This window comes from uncultured Aquitalea sp. (assembly GCF_945957525.1).
GTDB lineage: Bacteria > Pseudomonadota > Gammaproteobacteria > Burkholderiales > Chromobacteriaceae > Aquitalea.
Genome location: NZ_CAMFLA010000009.1, coordinates 155,327 through 175,432 on the forward strand (window position 1 = coordinate 155,327; position 20,106 = coordinate 175,432).

At 63.0% G+C, this 20,106-nt stretch carries 18 protein-coding genes; 13 read left to right on the plus strand and 5 right to left on the minus strand.

Annotation, left to right across the window (positions count from 1 at the left end; translation table 11 throughout):
- The 8 genes from obgE (at position 1) to Q0P52_RS10885 (ending at position 9,846) form a co-directional block, all read left to right on the plus strand.
- Complete coding sequence (obgE, locus tag Q0P52_RS10850; protein ID WP_293761784.1) at positions 1-1,173, plus strand: GTPase ObgE; 1,173 nt, start codon at positions 1-3, stop codon at positions 1,171-1,173.
- A gap of 396 nt (positions 1,174-1,569) precedes the next feature.
- Positions 1,570-2,349 (plus strand): ABC transporter substrate-binding protein, encoded by a 780-nt coding sequence (locus tag Q0P52_RS10855; RefSeq protein WP_293761786.1) that lies wholly within the window; start codon positions 1,570-1,572, stop codon positions 2,347-2,349.
- 257 nt (positions 2,350-2,606) lie between these two features.
- Positions 2,607-3,296 (plus strand): histidine ABC transporter permease HisQ, encoded by a 690-nt coding sequence (hisQ, locus tag Q0P52_RS10860; RefSeq protein WP_293761788.1) that lies wholly within the window; start codon positions 2,607-2,609, stop codon positions 3,294-3,296.
- On the plus strand, positions 3,293-4,006 hold the full coding sequence (locus Q0P52_RS10865; protein ID WP_293761790.1) for an ABC transporter permease: 714 nt from the start codon (positions 3,293-3,295) through the stop codon (positions 4,004-4,006). Before hisQ ends, Q0P52_RS10865 begins: the two co-directional genes overlap by 4 nt.
- 25 nt (positions 4,007-4,031) lie before the next feature.
- Positions 4,032-4,799: an ATP-binding cassette domain-containing protein gene (locus Q0P52_RS10870; RefSeq protein WP_293761792.1), complete on the plus strand. Its 768-nt coding sequence runs from the start codon at positions 4,032-4,034 to the stop codon at positions 4,797-4,799.
- 186 nt (positions 4,800-4,985) lie between these two features.
- Positions 4,986-6,269 carry a hypothetical protein gene (locus Q0P52_RS10875; protein ID WP_293761794.1) on the plus strand — a complete coding sequence of 428 codons (1,284 nt, stop codon included), beginning with the start codon at positions 4,986-4,988 and terminating at the stop codon, positions 6,267-6,269.
- 2 nt (positions 6,270-6,271) lie between these two features.
- Complete coding sequence (locus Q0P52_RS10880) at positions 6,272-7,036, plus strand: hypothetical protein (protein WP_293761796.1); 765 nt, start codon at positions 6,272-6,274, stop codon at positions 7,034-7,036.
- Positions 7,036-9,846: an ATP-binding protein gene (locus tag Q0P52_RS10885; protein WP_293761798.1), complete on the plus strand. Its 2,811-nt coding sequence runs from the start codon at positions 7,036-7,038 to the stop codon at positions 9,844-9,846. Before Q0P52_RS10880 ends, Q0P52_RS10885 begins: the two co-directional genes overlap by 1 nt.
- Positions 9,847-10,005: 159 nt before the next feature.
- On the opposite strand, the gene Q0P52_RS10890 is transcribed toward Q0P52_RS10885, so the two are convergent.
- Positions 10,006-11,016 (minus strand): hypothetical protein, encoded by a 1,011-nt coding sequence (locus Q0P52_RS10890; RefSeq protein WP_293761800.1) that lies wholly within the window; start codon positions 11,014-11,016, stop codon positions 10,006-10,008.
- 353 nt (positions 11,017-11,369) lie between these two features.
- Entirely contained in the window at positions 11,370-11,735 is a 366-nt protein-coding gene (locus Q0P52_RS10895; protein WP_293761802.1) for a VOC family protein, read from the minus strand.
- A 151-nt stretch (positions 11,736-11,886) separates the two neighbouring features.
- Between Q0P52_RS10895 and Q0P52_RS10900 the strand changes: the two genes are divergently transcribed.
- The 5 genes from Q0P52_RS10900 (at position 11,887) to tpx (ending at position 16,254) form a co-directional block, all read left to right on the plus strand.
- A complete protein-coding gene (locus tag Q0P52_RS10900) occupies positions 11,887-12,750 on the plus strand; it encodes an MBL fold metallo-hydrolase (protein ID WP_293761804.1) in 864 nt (287 codons plus the stop codon).
- Positions 12,751-13,180: 430 nt separating this feature from the next.
- Entirely contained in the window at positions 13,181-14,083 is a 903-nt protein-coding gene (locus Q0P52_RS10905; protein ID WP_293761805.1) for a DMT family transporter, read from the plus strand.
- 9 nt (positions 14,084-14,092) lie between these two features.
- Positions 14,093-15,154 carry a histidinol-phosphate transaminase gene (gene hisC / locus Q0P52_RS10910; RefSeq protein WP_293761807.1) on the plus strand — a complete coding sequence of 354 codons (1,062 nt, stop codon included), beginning with the start codon at positions 14,093-14,095 and terminating at the stop codon, positions 15,152-15,154.
- A 52-nt stretch (positions 15,155-15,206) separates the two neighbouring features.
- The gene (locus tag Q0P52_RS10915) at positions 15,207-15,596 is read left to right on the plus strand and encodes a carboxymuconolactone decarboxylase family protein (protein ID WP_293761809.1); all 390 of its coding nucleotides are present in this window, start codon (positions 15,207-15,209) and stop codon (positions 15,594-15,596) included.
- 160 nt (positions 15,597-15,756) lie between these two features.
- Positions 15,757-16,254 (plus strand): thiol peroxidase, encoded by a 498-nt coding sequence (gene tpx, locus Q0P52_RS10920; protein WP_293761811.1) that lies wholly within the window; start codon positions 15,757-15,759, stop codon positions 16,252-16,254.
- 93 nt (positions 16,255-16,347) lie between these two features.
- Here tpx and Q0P52_RS10925 read toward each other — a convergent pair whose 3' ends face one another.
- From Q0P52_RS10925 to Q0P52_RS10935, 3 genes are all read right to left on the minus strand, one after another.
- Positions 16,348-17,604 (minus strand): methyl-accepting chemotaxis protein, encoded by a 1,257-nt coding sequence (locus Q0P52_RS10925; RefSeq protein ID WP_293761813.1) that lies wholly within the window; start codon positions 17,602-17,604, stop codon positions 16,348-16,350.
- A 165-nt stretch (positions 17,605-17,769) separates the two neighbouring features.
- Positions 17,770-19,362 carry a methyl-accepting chemotaxis protein gene (locus tag Q0P52_RS10930; RefSeq protein ID WP_293761815.1) on the minus strand — a complete coding sequence of 531 codons (1,593 nt, stop codon included), beginning with the start codon at positions 19,360-19,362 and terminating at the stop codon, positions 17,770-17,772.
- A gap of 177 nt (positions 19,363-19,539) precedes the next feature.
- Positions 19,540-20,085: a gamma carbonic anhydrase family protein gene (locus Q0P52_RS10935; protein ID WP_293761817.1), complete on the minus strand. Its 546-nt coding sequence runs from the start codon at positions 20,083-20,085 to the stop codon at positions 19,540-19,542.
- Positions 20,086-20,106: the final 21 nt, after the last annotated feature.

Genomic DNA, 20,106 nt, shown 5'->3' on the forward strand with positions numbered 1-20,106 from the left:
ATGAAGTTCATTGATGAAGCCCGTATTGAAGTGATGGCGGGCAAGGGCGGCAACGGCGCGGCCAGTTTCCGTCGCGAAAAATTTGTTCCCTTCGGCGGCCCGGACGGCGGCGATGGCGGCAAGGGCGGCAGCGTTTACGCGGTGGCCGACGAGAACGTCAACACGCTGGTGGAATACCGCTTCGTGAAGAAGTATCTCGCCCAGCACGGCGAGCGCGGTCGCGGCGCGGATTGCTACGGCAAGGGCGGCGATGATATCGAGCTGCACATGCCGGTGGGCACGGTGATTACCGACCACGATACCGGCGAGCTGGTGGCCGATCTCACCCACCATGGCCAGCGCGTGATGATTGCGCGCGGCGGCAAGGGCGGCTTGGGCAATATCCATTTCAAGTCGTCCACCAATCGCGCACCGCGTCAGTGCACGCCGGGCGAGGAGGGCGAGCAGCGCACGCTCAAGCTGGAGCTGAAAGTGCTGGCTGATGTCGGCTTGCTGGGCATGCCCAACGCCGGCAAGTCCACCTTCATCCGCGCGGTGTCCGCTGCCCGTCCCAAAGTGGCCGATTATCCGTTTACCACCCTGCACCCCAATCTGGGCGTGGTGCGCATGGACGATACCAGCAGCTTCGTCATTGCCGACATCCCGGGCCTGATTGAAGGCGCGGCGGAAGGCGCCGGCTTGGGTCATCGCTTCCTCAAGCATCTGCAGCGCACCGGCTTGTTGCTGCATCTTGTGGACGTTGCCCCGTTCGATCCGGATGTGGACCCTGTGCGCGAGGCCCGCGCCATTGTGGCCGAGCTGCAAAAGTACGATGAAGAGCTGTATGGCAAGCCGCGCTGGTTGGTGCTGAACAAGGTGGACATGTTGCCCGAAGGCGAGCGCGAGCTGACCGTGTCCGCCTTTTTGCAGGCTTACGGCTGGCCGGATGCCAAACCCAACGACGAGTTTGGTTTTGATATCGCCGCGCCGCGCGTGTTCGCCATTTCCGCGCTGAACCATGAAGGCACGCGCGAGTTGGTGTTCGCCATCAACAGTTATCTGAGCGTGGTGCGCGCCCAGGCCAAGGCCGAGGCGGAGGCTGCCGCCCGCGCCGAGGAAGAAGCCCGCGCCGCACGTCGCGCCGCTGTGCTCAAACCGGTGGAAAGTGCCGGCGAGGAGCCGGTAGCCGAGTAAACCGGCAGCGTCATTCAGTCTGGATAAAAGCCAGCCCGCTTTGCGAGCTGGCTTTTTTCTTGCTTTCCAGCATGACGCATGGGGCCAGAGCCGGGCCGCGCTATCGATGTTGTTTTTTGTACTCAAAAATACAATCGAATGCGACTTGATTTTCTGTTTTCTGGCGTTTAACTTGCCCTCTGTCCTCCTGCATCAGGGTCTGTGCGTTATTTATCGTGTATCCGGCTTGCATGGCTTTGGCTGTTCATCTGGACAAGTAGCGATATTCATATAACCATGAATGCAGTCAACGGCGCCCCAAAACGGCGCGGTTGCTTGTGGAGTATCGGCGTGCGGGGCGCGACCAGCGTTTTGCGCGATATGGACTAATAAATACAAGCAGTTAGGAGAAGTCTGATGAGGAAACTGATTACCGCCGTATCCCTGGCACTGATGGCCACTTCCTTCGGCGCTTACGCCAAAGACTGGAAAGAAGTGCGCTTTGGCGTTGACGCCAGCTACGCCCCGTTCGAAGCCAAGGCTCCGGATGGCAAGCTGGTGGGTTTCGACATCGACCTGGGTACCGAAATCTGTAAGCGCCTGAACGCCAAGTGCGTTTGGGTGGAAAACGATTTCGACGGCATGATCCCGGCCCTGAAAGCCAAGAAATTCGACGGTGTGCTGTCTTCCATGTCCATCACGGAAGCCCGCATGAAGGAAATCGCCTTCTCCGCCAAACTGTTCAACACCCCGACCCGCATGGTCGCCAAGAAGGGCTCCGGCCTGATGCCGACCGCCGCGTCCCTGAAGGGCAAGCGCGTTGGTGTTGAGCAAGGCACCATCCAGGAATCCTACGCCAAGGCGCACTGGGCTCCGGGCGGCGTGGAAGTGGTTCCGTACCAGAACCAGAGCCTGGTGCTGGCCGACTTGGCTTCCGGTCGTCTGGACGCTTCCCTGCAAGATGCCGTACAGGCTGACGAAGGCTTCCTGAAGAAGCCGGAAGGCAAGGCGTTTGCCTTCGCCGGCGGCGATCTGGTTGACGAGAAGATCCTGGGCACCGGCGCCGGCATCGGCCTGCGCAAGGAAGATACCGATCTGAAGGCAGCCATCGACAAGGCTATCGCTGGCATGCTGAAGGACGGCACCTATAAGAAAATCGAGAAGAAATACTTCTCCTTTGACGTTTACGGCAAGTAAGTCGTAATCAGTCAGCAGTAGCGCCCCGGCGCGGTTGGCCGGGGCGCGTTTTCATCATGGGCGGGGAGGAGATGCACGACTACCCATCGTCGTGTCCCGGCCCACTGTCGACAGATACTCACATCCGGTTCATCCACAGGCGCACGGCCTGAATGCCGCCAAAGGGCGGCCTGAATGCCGCCAAAGGGCGGCGTGCTGCGGTCGTGTCCGGGGAGAGCCTTTGTCTGTCGTCACAAGAACATACAGGGGGAACGGCCATGTTTCTGGATGGATTCGGGCCAATCATTCTTGAAGGCACTGTTGTGACGCTGGAACTGGCGGCTTTGTCGCTGCTGGTGTCTTTCGTCATCGGTCTGGGGGGCGCTGGGGCCAAGTTATCCAGCAATCCGCTTTTCAAGGGTATCGCCACGGTTTACACCACGCTCATTCGCGGTGTGCCGGATCTGGTGCTGATGCTGCTGATTTTCTACAGTCTGCAGATCGGCATGAACCACATTACCGAGTCGCTCGGCATGGAGCAGATCAATCTTGATCCCTTCGTGTCCGGCGTGTTCACGCTCGGTTTCATCTATGGCGCGTACTTCACGGAAACCTTCCGTGGCGCTTTCCTCTCCGTGCCCAAGGGGCAGATCGAGGCCGGCATCGCCTACGGCATGAGCAACTGGCAAACCTTTGTGCGCATCCAGTTTCCGCAAGTGATGCGTTTTGCCTTGCCCGGCATTTCCAATAACTGGCAGGTGATGCTGAAGGCCACCGCGCTGGTGTCCATCATTGGTTTGTCCGATGTGGTGAAGGCGTCGATCGACGCCGGCAAGAGCACCTACAAGGTGTTTTTCTTCACCATTGTGGCCGGCGCCATCTATCTGCTGCTGACCACGGTGTCCAGCCTGGTGCTGATGTGGCTGGAGCGTCGCTACTCCACCGGCGTGCGGGAGGCTGAACTGTGATCGATATCATCCAGCAATACTGGAAAGCCTTCCTCTGGTCGGACGGCTACCACCTGTCGGGCCTGGCCGTCACCATGTGGCTGCTGTCCCTTTCCATTGTTTTCGGTTTTTGCGCCGCCATCCCGCTGTCCATCGCCCGGGTGTCGAAGTCGCGCTGGCTGTCCTTCCCGGTGTGGCTGTACTCCTATGTGTTTCGCGGCACGCCGCTGTACATCCAACTGCTGTTCTTCTATGCCGGCGTGTACAGCCTGAACGTGGTGAAGGAAACGGAAATCCTCAACCACTTCTTCCGTGAAGGCTATTATTGCACCATCCTGGCTTTTGGCCTGAACACCTGCGCCTACACCATCGAGATCTTCTCCGGCGCCATCAAGGCCACGCCTTATGGCGAGATCGAGGCCGGCCGCGCTTACGGCATGAACAAGTTCACGCTGTATCGCAGGGTGATCATCCCTTCCGCGCTGCGCCGCGCCCTGCCGGCTTACAGCAACGAAGTGATCCTAATGCTGCACTCCACCACGGTGGCTTTTACCGCCACGGTGCCGGACATCCTGAAGGTAGCCCGCGACGCCAACGCCGCCACGTACGACTCGTTCAATGCCTTTGGTCTCGCGGCCATCATCTATCTGTGCATCACGTTCATTCTGGTCGGCCTGTTCCGCAAGGCCGAAAGCAAGTGGCTCGCGCATCTGCGCCCGATGAAGGCGTAAGCCCGGTCAGTCAAGGATTTCGAAAATGGATAAGTTAATCGTTCAGGACCTGCACAAGAGCTACGGCAATCACGAAGTGCTCAAGGGCATCTCCCTCAAGGCCAAGGCCGGCGACGTGATCAGCATCATCGGCTCTTCCGGCTCCGGCAAGAGTACCTTCCTGCGTTGCATCAACTTCCTCGAGAAGCCCAACGCCGGAGTGATCAGTCTCAATGGCGAAGCCATCGCCTTGCAGAAGAACAAGCAGGGCGAGCTGGTGCCGTCCGACCAGAAGCAGCTGCAGCGTATGCGCGCCCGCCTGTCCATGGTGTTCCAGCACTTCAATCTGTGGGGCCACATGACGGTGCTGGAAAACGTCATCGAAGCGCCCATTCACGTGCTGGGCCTGTCCCGCGACGAGGCGGTGGCCCGCGCCGAGAAATACCTGCGCAAGGTGGGTCTGGATGCGCATGCCCAGGGAAAGTACCCGGCGCACATGTCCGGCGGCCAGCAGCAGCGCGTGGCCATTGCCCGCGCGCTGGCGATGGAGCCGGAAGTGATGCTGTTTGACGAGCCCACTTCCGCGCTGGACCCTGAGCTGGTGGGCGAAGTGCTGAAGGTGATGCAAACCTTGGCCGAAGAGGGCCGCACCATGATTGTGGTGACCCACGAAATGGGTTTTGCCCGTAACGTGTCCAACCACGTGATGTTCCTGCACAAGGGACTGGTGGAAGAAGAAGGCCATCCGGACGAAGTGTTCGGCAACACCAAGAGCGAACGCCTCAAGGCCTTCCTCTCCGGCAGCCTCAAGTAAGCCCGCCAGGCAAACAACGGGCAGGGCGTCTACGAGGTTTGGCAAGCAGGCCCATGCGCCTGCACTGTCTCAGATCGACGGCCCGCCGGCCTTGTCCGGCGGGCCGTTTTTCATGCCTGGCGCGGGCGCTGCGTTGACGAAGCCGCCCCGGCCTTGGACAATCCCGGTTTGCCCATTTTCGCCGGAATGTCATTGGAATCCCTCGACGAATTCTTCCAGCCCGGCATCGCTCCGGATTCGCTGGCCACGGTAGGCCGCCTGCGGCAGGCCTGGCCTTATCTTGCCGTATTCGTCACGCTGTTTCGCGGCGGGGACGAAGAAGTGCTGATGCGTCTTTTGGTGCTGCATGAACTGGGCGGCCGCGCCGAAGCGCCGCAATGGACGCCGCAAGAAATCGCCCAGCGTTTCGCCTATCTCAATGAAACCAAGCTCAACACCATCCTGCTGCGCCTGCGCGAGGGCGGCTTGCTGGTGTACGAGAGCGACAGCGGTTTTTACCAGTTGTCCGAAGGTGCGCGGGTGGCTTTATCCGCACTGGCCACGCTGATGGATTTCAGCGGCGACGACATCGAACTGGGTTATCTCACCAGCCAGGTGGCCGCCGGTCAGGCGGTAGGGCAGCTGTCCGACGACGCGCTCAAGCATTTGCTGGCGCGCCTCAACGAGCTGTACGCCGAATTTGAAGAAGCGCTGGAATCGCAGTCGGAGTTCCGCATCCGCGCCGCCCAGCACCGACTGGAGGCCGTATGGCGCTGGGTGGAAAAATCCACCGAGGTGATTCGCGGCCTGACCGGCGACGACAGCCTCACGCTGTCCTCGCTCAATCAGGCGCAAGCGGTGGCGCTGGCGCAAAGCCGCATGCTGGCGTTGGCCGGTACTTTCGAACGTCGTCTGGCCCAACTGGCCGCCCAGCGCGTGCATCTGGGCAGCTCCGGCCTCACCTCCACCGACATCGCAGACTGGCTGCGCCGCCAGGCCGCCGGCCAATTGGCCGGCCATCTGGGCGACAGCCTGTCCATCGGCCCCGAGCCGGCCTTCCTCGCCACGCCGGAGCTGGCGGACATGGCGGAGTTCGAGCTGCTGGCCCGCGAACGCGCCAAGGCAGGCAACGCCGTTCTGCCGGGCGGTCAGGCAGCGCCGATGGCGGAAGCGCCGGAGATGGAGCGTCTGTTTGCCGCCGAGGCCCTGTACGACGAGCTGCTGACGCTGGGCTTGCAACTGGGCGAGACCGGCGGCGGCGACTTGCCCATCGCCCGCGCCGTGCTGACCGACACCTACAACGAAACCGCCTATCGCCTGTCGCTGCTCTCCCTTATCGGCGACCCGGAAACCCGCGACGACGCAGGCATTGTCGCCGCTTTGGCCAAGCTGCCCTTCGTGCTGGCCGGCGGCGAAGGCGTACTCGAACCCGATCACCCGGAAGTAGCCAGCCTGTCTGATGCCCGGCTGCTTCCTCATCCGCAGGACTGAGCATGGAACTGCAACTGAAAACCCTCACCGCCCGTCTGCTGGCGCATCGCGTGGTGCCGCGCGCCGACCCGCTGGCGCGCAAGGCGCTGCTGGACGACCTGTTTCGCCAGGAGCTGGACAAGAGGTTGGCCGAAGTGGGCCTGCGTCTGGTAGAGAATCCCTACGCCGAGTACATCGCCGTGGCGCTGACGCCGGAGATGACCGAGCCGGTGTTCGGCAGCGGCGACGCCTGGCTCAACAATAATCTGGGCTTGCCGCGCGACGGTGTCGCGCTGCTGGTCATCCTGTGGGCGCTGATCATTCTGCCCAAGCGCGAGCGCCAGATCGCCCGCGTCGAGGCTGGCCGGGAAAACCAGAGCGACATGTTCGGCGCGCAAAAGCCGTTGGAAACCGGCGAGGCCGTCTCCACCGGCGTGTCCGAAGACGCGCTGTACGCGGATTTCGGCAAAGCGCTGGGCGGCCGCACCCGCTTCAACGCCAATTTGGGCAGGCTGGTGAACCTGGGCTTTGTGGTTCGACGCAACAAGTGGTTGGACGAAGGCCCGATGCTGGATTTGATGATTGATTACAGCCAGATGGCCCCGCGCATCATCGAAGGCGCGCTGACCGACGTGCTGGGCCGTCGGCGTGAGTTGCTGGCCGGTCAACTAGCGGACAAGAGCGCGGAGGCCGCGCCTGCCGACGCCACCGACAGCGTCGCGGAGGCCGTGTTGGACACCGACGCCGGCCTGTTTGGCGCGGAACAAGCAGAAGGGGAGAAGGGCTGATGTTCCAGATCAAATCGCTGGAAATGGTGCACTGGGATTTCTGGCAGCGCCTGGCTGTGCCGCTGGACGCGCAGATTGTCACCATCATCGGCCCCAACGGGTCGGGCAAGACCACATTGCTGGACGCCATGCGCACCCTGCTGGCCATCAAATGCTCCGGCAAGCGCGACTACAAGCGTTATGTGCGCAATAACCGCGAGCCTTTCGCCTATCTGCGCGGGGTGGTGGACAACCCGCGTCGTCCGTCCGGCGGGCTGTATCCCACGCCGTTTTTCCCCATCGTCGCCGAGGCGGTAACCCTGCTGTGCCGCATCAAAAAACAAGGTGGCGACTGGGTGCGCCACTACGCCATTCTTGATGGCGACATACCGCTGGAGTCGGCCGAAGGCCAGGCGCAGTGGCTGGGTGTGCAGGAATACCGTCGCCGGCTGGAAATGGCCGGCCTTACCCCGGCGGTGGCCGAGGTGCTGGCGCTGGAACAGGGCGATACCGACAAGCTGACCGAATACAGCCCGCGCCAATTGCTGGATCTGGTGTTTCAGGTGTTTGGCGATAAGGACGTGCTGGACAACTATCAGCGCGCCCGCGACGAGCAGCGCGCCACCGAGATGGAGCTGGAAGCGCTCACCCGGCAGGAAGAAGCCCTGGAAGCGCGGGTGGAAACCATGAAGACCCGCGCCGGCCGTTATCTGGAATGGCGTCAGTTGCAAGACACCATCCGCCGCCTGCGAGACGAAGCGCTGCCGGTGCTGGCCTATCTTGACGGCAAGGCCGGTTTTGGCCAGAGCTGGCAGCAATATCGCAGCGGCTTGGGCCAGTTGCATCGCCAGCAGCGCGAGCACAAGGACACGCTGGAACTGGTGGCCCGCCTCAAGCAGGCGGAGATCGCCGCCGACGGCGCACGCCAGGCCGCCGGGCAGGCGCGCGATGCGGTGCAAGAGCAGTTCATGGCGGTGAAGGCGGAGTACGCCGGCGTCAGCGGCCAACTCAAGGAGCGCGACCGGCTGCAGGCGCTGGCCGGCAAGGAGTACGGCGCCGATGCCGCGCAACTGGCCGACAAGCTGGCCGGCTTGCGTACCGAGACGGACAACCTCAAAGATCAGCTGCGCGATTTCAAGCGCCAGCGCACCGAGCTGAGCCAGCACGTGGAAGCGCTGGAAATCGGCCGCGGCCGCTCGCCGGAAGACGTGCGTCAGTTTCGTGCCGCGCTGGATGAAGCCGGCATCGGTCATGTGATGTTGTCCGACATTGTGGAGGTGCTGGACGCCGGCTGGCAAGGCGCGGTGGAGGCCTTGCTGCGGCCGTATCGCCACGTGGTGCTGCTGGAAAACCCGCAGCAGAAAGCCGCCGCCTGGCAGATCGGCGAAAAGTGCCGTTACCGCCATTTTGTGGTGCCGGACCGCGCCGCAGCGCCGTCGGCGCGCAAGGGCAGCCTGCTGGAAGTGGTGCGCTTTTCCGCTGCCGGGCCGGAATGGCTGTACCGCCAGCTCAATAGCGTCAGCCGCGTAGAAGACGCGCGCGCCGGCAGCGGCGTGGAGGGCGACTGGATCACGCGCGAAGGCTATTTCCGCGAGCGGCGCGGCGCGCGTCACATCGGCGTGGCGGCGCATGAATACGCTTTTGGCGAAGGCGCGCGCCAGTCGCGGTTGCAAGCCTTGCGCGAAGAGCTGCGCTTGCTCAATGTGCGCATCCTGAAGGAGGAGGAAAGCCTGATGGCCGCCACCCGCGAGGCAGCCGGGCTGGCCGAGTACCTGGGCGGCATGGACGCTATTCGCCAGCTGGACAGCCGCGCCGAAGAGTTTGCCGCGCTGGAGGCGAGGCTGGTCAGCCTGCAGGAGCAGCAACAATGGCTGGGCGCGCAGTTGGCCGAAGCCTCGTCCACCCGCGATGCCGCCGATCAGCGTTACAGCGATGCGCGACTGGAGCACGACCGCGTTTGCCAGCGCGAGCAGGACAGCCTGTCCCGCTTTGAGGCCAAGCGGCAGGAAACCGACGCGGCCCGCCGTCAGCTACGCCGGCTGATCAGCGAACTGCGCGAATGGGCGGAACGCCTGCCGGCGGATGCCCTGCAAGCCGAGCATGTGGCCGCGCTGGAGGACGAATACGAAAGTGCCGCCGATGCGCGCCATCAGCTGAATTACCTGCAGGAGCGATTGCAAAGCGGCGAGTGGGAGACCGACGAGTCCGTGCTGGCGCTGCGCGACAAGTTGGCCGAAGACCTGGCGCAGATAGACCGCGAGCGTCAGCGCCGGCAAGTGGAAGTGGACCGCGCCCGCGCGCTGACCGACGACGCGCGCGACGCCTACATGGGCAAACTGCGCGCCACCGTGCGCACCTATGGTCGCAATGTGAAGCGTTTGGGCGAATTGGCCGGCATCGGCGTGGAAGTGGATCTGCCAGCGCTGGAAAACGACGACGCGGTGTTGGCGCAAGCCGGGCTGGTGTTGCGTTTCAACTTCGACCAGAAGGGCCTGATGGGCATGAACGACGGCGAAGCTTCCGGCGGCCAACAGGTGATGAAGTCGCTGATCCTGCTGATTGGCCTGATGATGGACGAGGCCAACCCCTCCGGCTTTGTGTTCATCGACGAGCCTTTCGCCCATCTGGACATCTTCAACATCGACCGGGTGGCGGGCTTCCTCAAGGCCACCGAGGCGCAGTATCTGATCACCACGCCCAACACCCACAACATCAACATCTTCGCGCCGTCGGAACTCACGCTGGCCACGCGTAAAAAGCGCCCGGGCGAGCCCTGGGCGCCACCCATCCTGCAAACCCGGCGACGTAGCGGCCCGGCGGAGCAGGCATGAAAAAAGCGGGACGCTGTCCCGCTGCAGCTTGCTGACAAAGTAATGGGGTGAGCGTGCGCGGGGCCCGGCCAAGCCGGGCCCTTCGGCTAACTTGTTGATGCCACAGCCTTCTCTTTTACTCCCCATCCCCCGTCCGCGCCTTGCCGAGGGCAAGCCGGCTCAGTCGCTATTGCCTTGCTGCGGGCACAGGCCGAGCCGTTCGTAAAAGCGGTATTGGCGCAGGCGGTCTTGAAAGCGCGGGCTTTTTCCTTCGCGCCTGAACGTTTCACCCTCTACGGCCAGTTGTTTCACATACAGACGCTCATGCGGCACCTTGCTGTCGTCAAAGGCCTCGCTCCAGGCATTGTCGCCCAGCACCACCAGCGTATCCGGCACCGTATCCGTCAGATGGTGGATTTGCGGTGTCCGGCCATCGCACCAGCCCAGGGCTTGCGGCGGATTGCCGGAGAATACATTGCAGTACCACAGCGTCTCGCCGTCGGTATAAAAGCACTCTGACAGTTGGCGCACACTTTCCGGCTTGAGGCCTTCAAGCACATAGCAGACCCGCTCGGTGAAGCTGAAGCGCTGCCCTTCCGGAATGTCCGGCGCATCGTTGTAAATGGTCTTGCCGGCGACATCGGCGTAAACCGCCTTACCGTCCGTGTACAGCCAGCCTATGTAAACCGGCTGCTCCGGCGAAGCCGAGAGAATCGCGTTGCGACAGGCCAGTTTGCTCAGGATCTTGCTATCCAGCCATTGGGTTTGTTCTTCCGGCATGGGGAGTTCATCCAGCCCGGCCAGCCATGTTTCCAGCCAGGGCGGGCTGGCGGGGGCGTTTTCAGTCATGTCGTCCCACTGGCCGACCACGCTGGGGCGTTTTTCACGCTTGGCGCGAAAGTCATCCGCTTGCCGGCACAAGGTATGCAGCTGGGCGGCCAGTGTTTGCGCCCACTCGGTAGTGCCGTCGTACAGACAAACGGCTAACTGAAGCTGGCGCGTGGAAGCATCATGCCGGCAGAGCAAGAAGTTACCGGCAGACGTCCCGCAGGCATTGCCCAGCAGATCCGCCAGAAAGTCGGCCACTTCGATGCCGGGGCAGTCGGTTTGCGTCAGCGGCGATGCCAGCCATTGTTTGAAGCCGCGCGCAGAGAGCGGCGCCTCAGCAAAAAGGATCAGGGGTTCTGCCATTGTGGGTTGAGTCCAGAGCAAGAGTCGTGCGGGAGTGGGATGGGCCAGAGGATAGGATAAATCCCGATGGCATGCGAGTTTGGGCGGCAGGGCTGGGCTGATCGCGCGCTGATTTCCGCCTTTCCATTGATAGGAAAATCCTGATCGCGACCGCACGCTTGGCTGTTCATCAGTCATAAGAACGGCTAAGAAAAATCAGTATCACGGCAGAGGCAAGGCGTGTGGACGCAGGCAGTACTTGAGTAAGGCAAGGAGGCGCAACGTAGCGTCAGGGGTTTGTTAGTCGATCTAAGCCCCGCCTTGCGGGCCTGGTCGGACAGCTCAGGGCAGGGGTTGTCCCCCTGTCCGTGGGTCTAATCCCGCTGGCAGACACGGATCAGATGGCCGTCCGGATCGCGCAACAGAAAGGTGCGGCCGAAAACCGCCGTGTGCAACGGCTCGACAACTTCCACGTCCAGCAAATCCCGCCAGCGGGGCCATAGCTGGTCTACGGCGTCGCCGCCTTCCAGCATCAGCCCCAGTTCGCCGCGAGGAGGCGCGACCGGCTCCGGCGCTTCCCCGCCGCTCCATAGCGCGAAAGCCGCGCCGTTGTCTGAGAGAAACGCGACATAGCGCGGGCTGGAAAAACTGGCCTTCGTATCAAACAGCGCTTCATAAAAGGCCTGCGAGCGGGCGACATCGCGTACATACAGCAATTGCAGATTAGGCAGCAGTGCCATGAGGGATCTCCGTGATGGCGTTGATGGAGACGGCAGTATGCGCGGGGCCTGCTGACAGCCTGCCGTCAGCAGGCTGCGAGAAATGCGTTACGGGTAGTGACAAAAACCAAGCACTTGCTAGATACTGGTTTTTTATTTCTTGGGAGGCGGCATGCGCACCCTCACTTCTCTGGCCGGCAATACGCAGAAACTGGATGGCGGCGCCATGTTCGGCAACGCGCCGCGCGCCTTGTGGAGCCGCTGGTTGCCGCCGGACGATCAACACCGGGTGCCGCTGGCCTGTCGTTGCCTGCTGGTGCGCGAGTCCGACGGTCGGCGCATCCTGCTGGAAGCCGGCATCGGCGCTTTCTTCGCGCCGGAAATGAAGTCGCGCTATGGCGTGGTGGAGGCAGGGCACGTGTTGCTGGAGTCGTTGGCCGCCGCAGGCTGCAGCGACGCCGATATCGATGTGGTGATTCTCTCGCACCTGCATTTTGACCACGCCGGTGGTTTGCTGGCCGCTTGGGACGGCGGCCCGATGCGCCTGCTGTTTCCCAATGCCCGCTTTGTGGTGGGGCGCAAACAGTGGGAACGGGCGCGCAAACCGCATCCGCGCGACCGCGCCTCGTATATTCCGGAACTGCTCGACCTGCTGGAAGCCAGCGGCCGACTGACGCTGACCGATGGCGACACGCCGGACTGCCTGCCGGCGGATTACCGTTTTCATTTGTCGGACGGCCATACCCCCGGCCTGCTGATGACGGAACTACCGTTGGCCGAAGGCCCGGTGGTGTATGTGGCGGATCTCATCCCCGGCGCGCCCTGGGTGCATGTGCCCATCACCATGGGCTACGACCGCTATCCGGAATTGCTCACCGAAGAGAAGGCCGCTTTGTTGGGCGATCTGGCGGCGCGGCATGGCAGGCTTTTCTTCACGCACGACCCAGAACTGGCATTGGCGCGGGTGGCGCGGGATGACAAAGGACGCTTCCATGCGGTCGCGGGTCTGGCGCGCATCACCGCCTTGGCAAGCTGACTGTGGCTTTTGTCAGACAAATATGACAACATGTGTCGTTCGCCCTTGCAGTGCAGCAAGCAGGGCGAACAAAAACGCGCAAAGCCTTGCTATATTTGATCAAACTTTGGATTTGTCTGCAGTGCGGCGCAAGCGAGTGCGCAACGGTTTGAACGTGTGGTGAATTTATTCATCGCGCTGTTTAAGAAAATTATCGACAAATGCCGGAGCCAACCTTATGCTGGCCTTCGGGTTGGCGGTCCTGCGCCGACCTGACCAGGTCGGCCAGTCCTACTGTGGCGGCATGACCGGCAAGCCTGGTCGATGGGAATACATCTCGTGGGGGATGTCGTTGGCCGGGGTATATCCCCGGCTCTTTTTTTGATCAAGTTTGTTGCGATGCCGCAATCGCGGTTGCCAGCGCGCCTGCCCTCATGGCATGGTGAGATGCATGACAGACACCCGTTCTTCCCACACTTCCGCTTATTTACTGCTAACGCTTACCGCGCTGTTCTGGTCCGGCAACTTTGTGCTGGCCCGCGCCATGCATGCCAGCATTCCGCCAATGGCGCTGTCTTTTGGTCGCTGGTTGATTGCGCTGATCCTGCTGCTGCCTTTCGGCTTGCCGTCTTTGTTGGCGCAGCGCGCACTATGGCGTCCCTACTGGAAGCGCCTCATCGTGCTGGCGCTTTTGGGTGTCACGGCTTTCAATTCGCTGGTGTACATCGGCTTGCAAAGCACCGGCGCCACCAATGCCGTGCTGCTGAATTCCTTTATTCCCATACTTATCGCGGCGCTGGGCGCCTTGCTGTTCCGCATGCCGCTCAAGCCGGTGCAACTGCTGGCGGTGATGATTTCTTTTTGCGGCGTGCTGACCATTGTGTCGCACGGCGATCCCGCCCGCCTGCTGGCGCTGGATATCAATCGCGGCGACGCCATCGTGTTCTGCGCCATGGTGGCGTGGGCGGTGTACACCTTGTTGCTGCGCGCCCTGCCGGCGGAGCTTGATCGCCTGGGACTGCTCACCTTGCAGATTGCCATTGGCCTGCTGGGCATCCTCCCGCTATTCCTGCTGGAGCGCGCCGCCGGCCGCACGGTGCCGTTCACCGCCGCCAGCGCGGCCACCTTCGCGTATATGGGCAGCCTGCCTTCGTTGGTGGCTTATTATTTTTACAATCTGGGCGTGGCCCGGGTGGGGGCGGCGCGAGCCGGCAGTTTCATCCACCTGATGCCCGCCTTCGGCGCCATTCTGTCCATGCTGTTTCTGGGAGAGGCCGTACAGGGCTTTCACCTGGCGGGCATCGCCGCCATCCTGGCAGGGGTGGCGTTGTCGACCCGCAGCGGCGGACGTTGAGGAGAACCCATGAGTCGATTCTGGAGTCCGGTGGTCCACCAGCTCACCCCGTATGTGCCGGGCGAGCAACCCAAGGTCAACCGCCTGATCAAGCTGAATACCAATGAAAACCCCTACGGCCCTTCGCCGCGCGTGCTGGAAGCCATCCGCGCCGCCGCCAGCGACGATCTGCGCCTGTATCCGGACCCGGGTTGCACCAGCCTGCGCGAGGCCATTGCCCGCCATCATCAGATGAACCCGGCCCAGGTGTTTGTCGGCAACAGTTCGGACGAGGTCCTGGGCATCGTGTTCCAGGCCCTGCTCAAGCAGCCGCAACCCTTGCTGATGCCGGACATCAGCTATGGCTTTTACCCGGTGTACTGTGGCCTGTTTGGCATCGAGCACCGCAAGGTGCCGCTGGACGAGGAGCTGGCCATCCGGGTGGAGGACTACCGCCAGCCTTGCGGCGCGGTGATTCTGGCAAATCCCAACGCGCCCACCGGCCACCTGCTGTCGCTGAGCGCCATCCGCACCCTGCTGGAAGATCATCCTGATCAGCCGGTGGTGATAGATGAGGCCTATATCGATTTTGGCGGTGAGAGCGCGGTAACGCTGGTCAACGAATATCCCAACCTGCTGGTGGTGCACACACTGTCCAAGTCCCGCTCGCTGGCGGGATTGCGCGTGGGCTACGCCATTGGCCAGACCGGGCTGGTGGAAGGACTGGAGCGGGTGAAGAACAGCTTCAACGCCTATCCGCTGGACCGGCTGGCGCTGGCCGGCGCGACGGCATCCTTTGAGGATGACGAGTATTTCCGCCAGACCTGCGCGGCGGTGATCCGCAGCCGCGAAACCCTGCGCGAGGGCTTGCAGGATCTGGGTTTCGAAGTGCTGCCGTCCGCGGCCAACTTCGTTTTCGCCCGCCATCCGGCGCGCGATGCGGCAGGGCTGGCGGCGGGATTGCGCAGCGAGGGCATCATCGTGCGCCACTTCCGTCAGCCGCGCATCGAGCAGTACCTGCGCATCAGCATCGGCACCGATGAAGAATGCGGCAGCCTGCTGACCGCCCTGGCCGGGCTGTTGCGCGCCTGAGCAGTCGTATCAACACGGGCGGCCCGCGCCGCCGATTAGGCAAGGAGAAAGCATGAGCGAGCAGGACAAGTCCGCCGGCATGGCCCGGCGCGCGCAAGTGATGGGGCAGGCCTTTGTGGACAAGGCCATGGGCAATCTGGACGGCTTTTCCGCGCCGTTGCAGGACTGGCTCAACGAGCACGCATGGGGCAGTACCTGGCAGCGCGAGGGCATCGATCTGAAAACCCGCAGCCTGGTCACCTGCGCCATGCTGGCCGCGCTGGGGCGCAGCACCGAGCTGAAAGGCCATATTCGCGGCGCGGTGAACAACGGCGCGACGCTGGTGGAGATACGCGAAGTGCTGTTGCACAGCGCGGTGTACGCCGGCGCGCCGGCGGCGGTGGAGGCTTTCCGCAGCGCGCGGGAAGTGCTGGCCGAGCTGGGGCTGAGCCTGCCGGATTGACGGTCTGGCCGGCATAAGGGCGCGGACAAGCCTGGCCGAAGGCCGGCGTGCCGCCCCTGCTGTTGTCAGGGTTGATTTCCCGACGGCAGGCCCCACACTGAGTGGACACCCACCAACCGGCGCCGGCCGCAGCCTGCGCCACAGCCGACAGGAAACCGATATGGCAACCGTGACTCTCAAAGGCAATCCGGTAGACGTAGCGGGCGCGCTGCCCGCAAAGGGCGGCAAAGCGCCGGCTCTGAGCCTGACCAATGGCGATCTGGCCGATGTGACGCTGGACAACTACGCCGGCAAGAAAAAAATCCTCAACATTTTCCCCAGCGTGGATACTCCCACCTGCGCCACCTCGGTGCGCAAGTTCAATGAAAAGGCCGCCGGCAAGGCTGATGCCGTGGTGCTATGCGTATCCGCCGACTTGCCTTTTGCGCAGAAGCGTTTCTGCGGCGCCGAAGGCATCGAAAACGTGGTGAACCTGTCCACCTTCCGCAGCCCGGCGTTTGCCGAAGCTTGGGGTGTGAAGTTGGCCAGCGGCCCGCTGGCGGGTCTGACCGCTCGCGCCGTAGTGGTGCTGGACGCCGACAACACCGTGTTGCACAGCGAACTGGTGGCTGAAATCGCGCAGGAACCGGATTACGAAGCCGCGCTGGCCGTGCTGTAAATCTGTCTGACGCCGCCGTCGCTGCCGACGGCTCGCCAGTAAAAAAGCCGCACACTGCTTACAGTGCGCGGCTTTTGCATGGGGTTGGCCGTATCAGGCCTGCGCCTGTCCGGAGGCGGTTTCTGGCGCGGTAGTGACCGGGCCGTCCTGCCGCGCCAGTTTGCTGACCTTGTCCCGGTGTTGGTCGTTCAGTCGCTGATAGTGCTCGTCGGAGCGGCGGAAGAAAATCAGCTCCTTGTCGGTCATGCGGCGCACCTTGGTGGCTTCCTGCGCCGCTTCGTGCGCCAGCACGCTGTTTGCCTCGGCGGTGTCGCGGATGCGGTCGCCCAGCTGGCCGATATCGCGAATGGCGCCCTCCAGCCGCTTCATCTCCGACAGCGTTTCCTCCAGCCGCGCCGGCAGCCAGAAGGCCATCTCGCTGTCCGGCAGCACCTCGCGCCGGGTCTGGCGCAGAATGTCTTCGGCCAACCTCGACAGCAAGATCACCACCTGGCTGCTCTGTTCGCTATAGCGGATCTGCTGACCGGCCTGTTCCACTACCCGGGTGCTCAGCTCCAGCACCTTGCGGCTGTGGCCCTCGCTGTGCAGTGCCGACTCATGCACCTCCTGCATCACATCCAACAGCTTTTCCAGCGCCTGGTTCACATGGCGGGCCGCGCCGGACAGCTCGTCCGCGCCGTCGGCGGGCAAGCGCACCGAGGTATTGCCGGCGGCAATCTGGTCCGCAGCCTTACACATGCGCAGGATGCGCTCTTTCAGGGCGCGGGCGGTGGCCAGTTGCAACAGCACCACCACGCTGCCGGCAATGATAAGCGGCGTGAGGATGGCCACCAGCAGCCGGCCGATGGTGGCACCCATGTCCGACTCCACTTGCCGCAGGCCGGTGCGCTGGGTATCCAGTTGCTGATCAATGCGTTCGATCAGGGGCAGGATGCTGATCTTGTAGGCTTCGTCGGGAATGTTCAGCGCATCCTCCGGCGAGCTTTCGGCAATTTTCAGCGCGCTGCGCATCTGGCGGGAAAACTCCGCCCAGTTGTGCGTCAGCGCCTGTTCAAAGCTGCTGCGCTGATCGGCAGGCAGGGCGGGCAGGATGCTGGCCTTCAGCTGGCGCACTTGCTCGCCAGCGGCCGCCAGCTGGTCGGCGGTGCTCACCATCAGCGGGTCGGCGCGCGAGAGCGCCAGCACCGATGCCTTCAGTTGATTGAGGTCGGCCGACAAGGCTTGCTGTTCGCGGTACTGGGCAAACTGCTGGCCCAGCGAGTACAGCTGGAAGCCTGTCAGCGACAGGACCAGCACCAGGCTCAGCACGGTAAGCGCGATGGTGAGCCAGAGGCGGTTGACGAGGGACATGACGACAGATCCGGCGACGGGAAAGCCAACACGCTACGGCAAAGCCATGACGGGAAGATGACGCTTGTATGACAGGGGGTGGGGCGGCCGGCTTGTTGCGGCCTGAGCGCGCCCCGGCGCTGGCGCCTGCAGTCGTGGAGGCCGACGCGGCCGAAGCGGCGGCCCTTAGCCGGGCCGATGGTCCAGTCGGAACCAGCTGAGAGCCTGGTGCAGGCCGCGCGCGGATTCCGCCAGCTGCTGCATCACCGGGTGCGCCTGCTGCATCTGCTCGTCGATGTGCACTGCCAGGTGAGCCAGCTCGAAACCATGCTGCTGGATGTTGTTGCCTGCCTCGCTCTGCTGCTGCCGGGTTTCGCCCAGCCGGCCCATCAGTGCGTCCAGCTGCCGCAGGCTGCCGTCCACCGCGTCCAGCGCTTCGGCTAAGGTGCGCTGCGACGACTGGCTTTGCTGGCTGGCGTCGCCGGCGGTGTCGATGGCGCCCGCCAGCGCGCCCTTGGCCTGTTCCACTTTTTGCAGGCAGTCGAAGATGCCCGAGGTGGCGCTGGCGGTGCGCTCGGACAGTTTGCGCACCTCGTCGGCCACCACGGCGAAGCCGCGGCCTTGTTCCCCGGCGCGAGCTGCTTCGATGGCGGCGTTGAGCGCCAGCAGATTGGTCTGGTCGGCCACGTCGCGAATCAGCGTGCTGATGTTGGCGATATCGGCCACTGACTGGTTCAGCTCCTGCATCTGCGTGCGGGCGTCGGCAATGCGCGTGGCCAGCTCGGCCATGGCGGCGGCGTTTTCCTGACCCAGGCTGCGCGCGTGACGAGTGCGCGCAATGGCCTCCCGCGCGTCGCCTTCCGCTTGGGCAAGATCGTCCGCCACGCTGCTGGCCTGTTCGGCGATGCGGGCGGCGGCGTCATTGCTCAGATTGGCCTTGCCGGTTTGCTGCCGGCTGGCGTCGGCGGCCTGGGTGGTGATCAGTTTCAGCTGCTGCGAGTCGCGAAGATTGCGGCCGGCGTGCTCATGCACGCTGGAGAGCAGGTCGGACAGGCGGTCCAGGAAGCGATTGATGCGCGCCGCCATCTGCGCCAGTTCGTCCTTGCCCTGTTGCGGCAGGCGGATGGCGAGATTGCCTTCGCCCAGGCTGTCGATGGCCCTGCCCATGGCGTTGAGCTGCTGCTTCAAGCGGCGCGCCAGCGCCAGCTGGATCAGCGTCACGGCAAGACTGGCCACTACCAGCGGGCCAAGAATGAACCAGGCCAGGCCGGCGAGGGTGCCGCGCAGACGGGCTTGCTGGGCGGTCTGCGCTGTCGAGGCTTGCTTCAGTTGCAGATCGAGCAGGGCGGAGAGCGGCACAAGGTATTGCTGGTAGGCCTGCTCCGGAATGGACAGGGCGTCTTGCGGCGCGGTCTCGGCAATTTTCAGCGCGCTTTCCAGATTGCGCGCATAGCCTTGCCACAGCTGGCTGCTGTTGTCGCGGAAACGGGCAGACTGATCGGCGGGCAGCGCCGCAACGATGGCCGGCGTCAGTCGGCTTACCTGCGCCTGTACGGCTTTCAGGTTGGCGGCGGTGTCCGCCTGCATGGGGTCGGCGCGGGACAGCGACAGCACGCTGGCCTTGTATTGATAGAGGTCGGCCGCCAGTTGCTGGCTATCGCGGTATTGATCGATACGGGCGGTGAGGGAAAATAATTGCTGACCGGTGATGCCCATTACCAGTACCAGACTGGCGAGGGTAAACAGCACGGTCAGCCACAAACGCTTGGTCAGGGACATCTTTGCACGGCTTTCCTGCGGTGATTCATACCGCGCAGTCTAGTAGCCGCTTATGACGTTCCCGTGACATGACATGGGTCATGATTTATTGAAAACAGCGTTGTAAATCAAGCAATTTAAACAAGATAAACTCATGCTTTGGCATGATGTGCCAAGCTGCTGGCCCGCATGCTGTTCTTACGCATCAAGATTGGGTTTATGTTTGTCGGCCACCCGCAGATAGTGTTCGGCGGAGTATTTGAAGTAGGCCAGCTCGCTCTCGGTGAGCGGGCGCACCTGTTTGACCGGGTTGCCCAGGTAGAGATAGCCGGATTCCAGTCGCTTGCCTGGCGGCACCAGGCTGCCCGCGCCGATCAGCACGCGGTCCTCGATGACGACGCGGTCCAGCACGATGGTGCCTATACCCACCAGCACTTCATCGCCGATGACGCAGCCGTGCAGGGTGACGTGATGGCCGATGGTGACATGTTTGCCGATGATCAGCGGCGCGCCGGCCGGATCGCTGTCGCGCTTGTGCGTGACGTGCAACATGGCAAAATCCTGGATGTTGCTGCCCTCGCCGATGCGGATGCTGTTCACGTCGCCACGGATCACCGCGCACGGCCACACCGAGGCGCCAGCCTCCAGCGTCACATCGCCGATGACCACGGCGGCGGGGTCGACATAGCAGCTGTCGTGAATGACGGGGGATGCGCCATCGTAGGGGCGGATATTGCGATTCATCAGAACGTCCTCATCTAGAAA

Bases quoted from the DNA above. Each gene is read 5' to 3' on its own strand.
- obgE (WP_293761784.1), top strand. From the start codon at position 1: ATGAAGTTCATTGATGAAGCCCGTATTGAAGTGATGGCGGGCAAGGGC.
- Q0P52_RS10855 (WP_293761786.1), top strand. From the start codon at position 1,570: ATGAGGAAACTGATTACCGCCGTATCCCTGGCACTGATGGCCACTTCC.
- hisQ (WP_293761788.1), top strand. From the start codon at position 2,607: ATGTTTCTGGATGGATTCGGGCCAATCATTCTTGAAGGCACTGTTGTG.
- Q0P52_RS10870 (WP_293761792.1), top strand. From the start codon at position 4,032: ATGGATAAGTTAATCGTTCAGGACCTGCACAAGAGCTACGGCAATCAC.
- Q0P52_RS10875 (WP_293761794.1), top strand. From the start codon at position 4,986: ATGTCATTGGAATCCCTCGACGAATTCTTCCAGCCCGGCATCGCTCCG.
- Q0P52_RS10880 (WP_293761796.1), top strand. From the start codon at position 6,272: ATGGAACTGCAACTGAAAACCCTCACCGCCCGTCTGCTGGCGCATCGC.
- Q0P52_RS10885 (WP_293761798.1), top strand. From the start codon at position 7,036: ATGTTCCAGATCAAATCGCTGGAAATGGTGCACTGGGATTTCTGGCAG.
- Q0P52_RS10890 (WP_293761800.1), bottom strand. From the start codon at position 11,016: ATGGCAGAACCCCTGATCCTTTTTGCTGAGGCGCCGCTCTCTGCGCGC.
- Q0P52_RS10895 (WP_293761802.1), bottom strand. From the start codon at position 11,735: ATGGCACTGCTGCCTAATCTGCAATTGCTGTATGTACGCGATGTCGCC.
- Q0P52_RS10900 (WP_293761804.1), top strand. From the start codon at position 11,887: ATGCGCACCCTCACTTCTCTGGCCGGCAATACGCAGAAACTGGATGGC.
- Q0P52_RS10905 (WP_293761805.1), top strand. From the start codon at position 13,181: ATGACAGACACCCGTTCTTCCCACACTTCCGCTTATTTACTGCTAACG.
- hisC (WP_293761807.1), top strand. From the start codon at position 14,093: ATGAGTCGATTCTGGAGTCCGGTGGTCCACCAGCTCACCCCGTATGTG.
- Q0P52_RS10915 (WP_293761809.1), top strand. From the start codon at position 15,207: ATGAGCGAGCAGGACAAGTCCGCCGGCATGGCCCGGCGCGCGCAAGTG.
- tpx (WP_293761811.1), top strand. From the start codon at position 15,757: ATGGCAACCGTGACTCTCAAAGGCAATCCGGTAGACGTAGCGGGCGCG.
- Q0P52_RS10925 (WP_293761813.1), bottom strand. From the start codon at position 17,604: ATGTCCCTCGTCAACCGCCTCTGGCTCACCATCGCGCTTACCGTGCTG.
- Q0P52_RS10930 (WP_293761815.1), bottom strand. From the start codon at position 19,362: ATGTCCCTGACCAAGCGTTTGTGGCTGACCGTGCTGTTTACCCTCGCC.
- Q0P52_RS10935 (WP_293761817.1), bottom strand. From the start codon at position 20,085: ATGAATCGCAATATCCGCCCCTACGATGGCGCATCCCCCGTCATTCAC.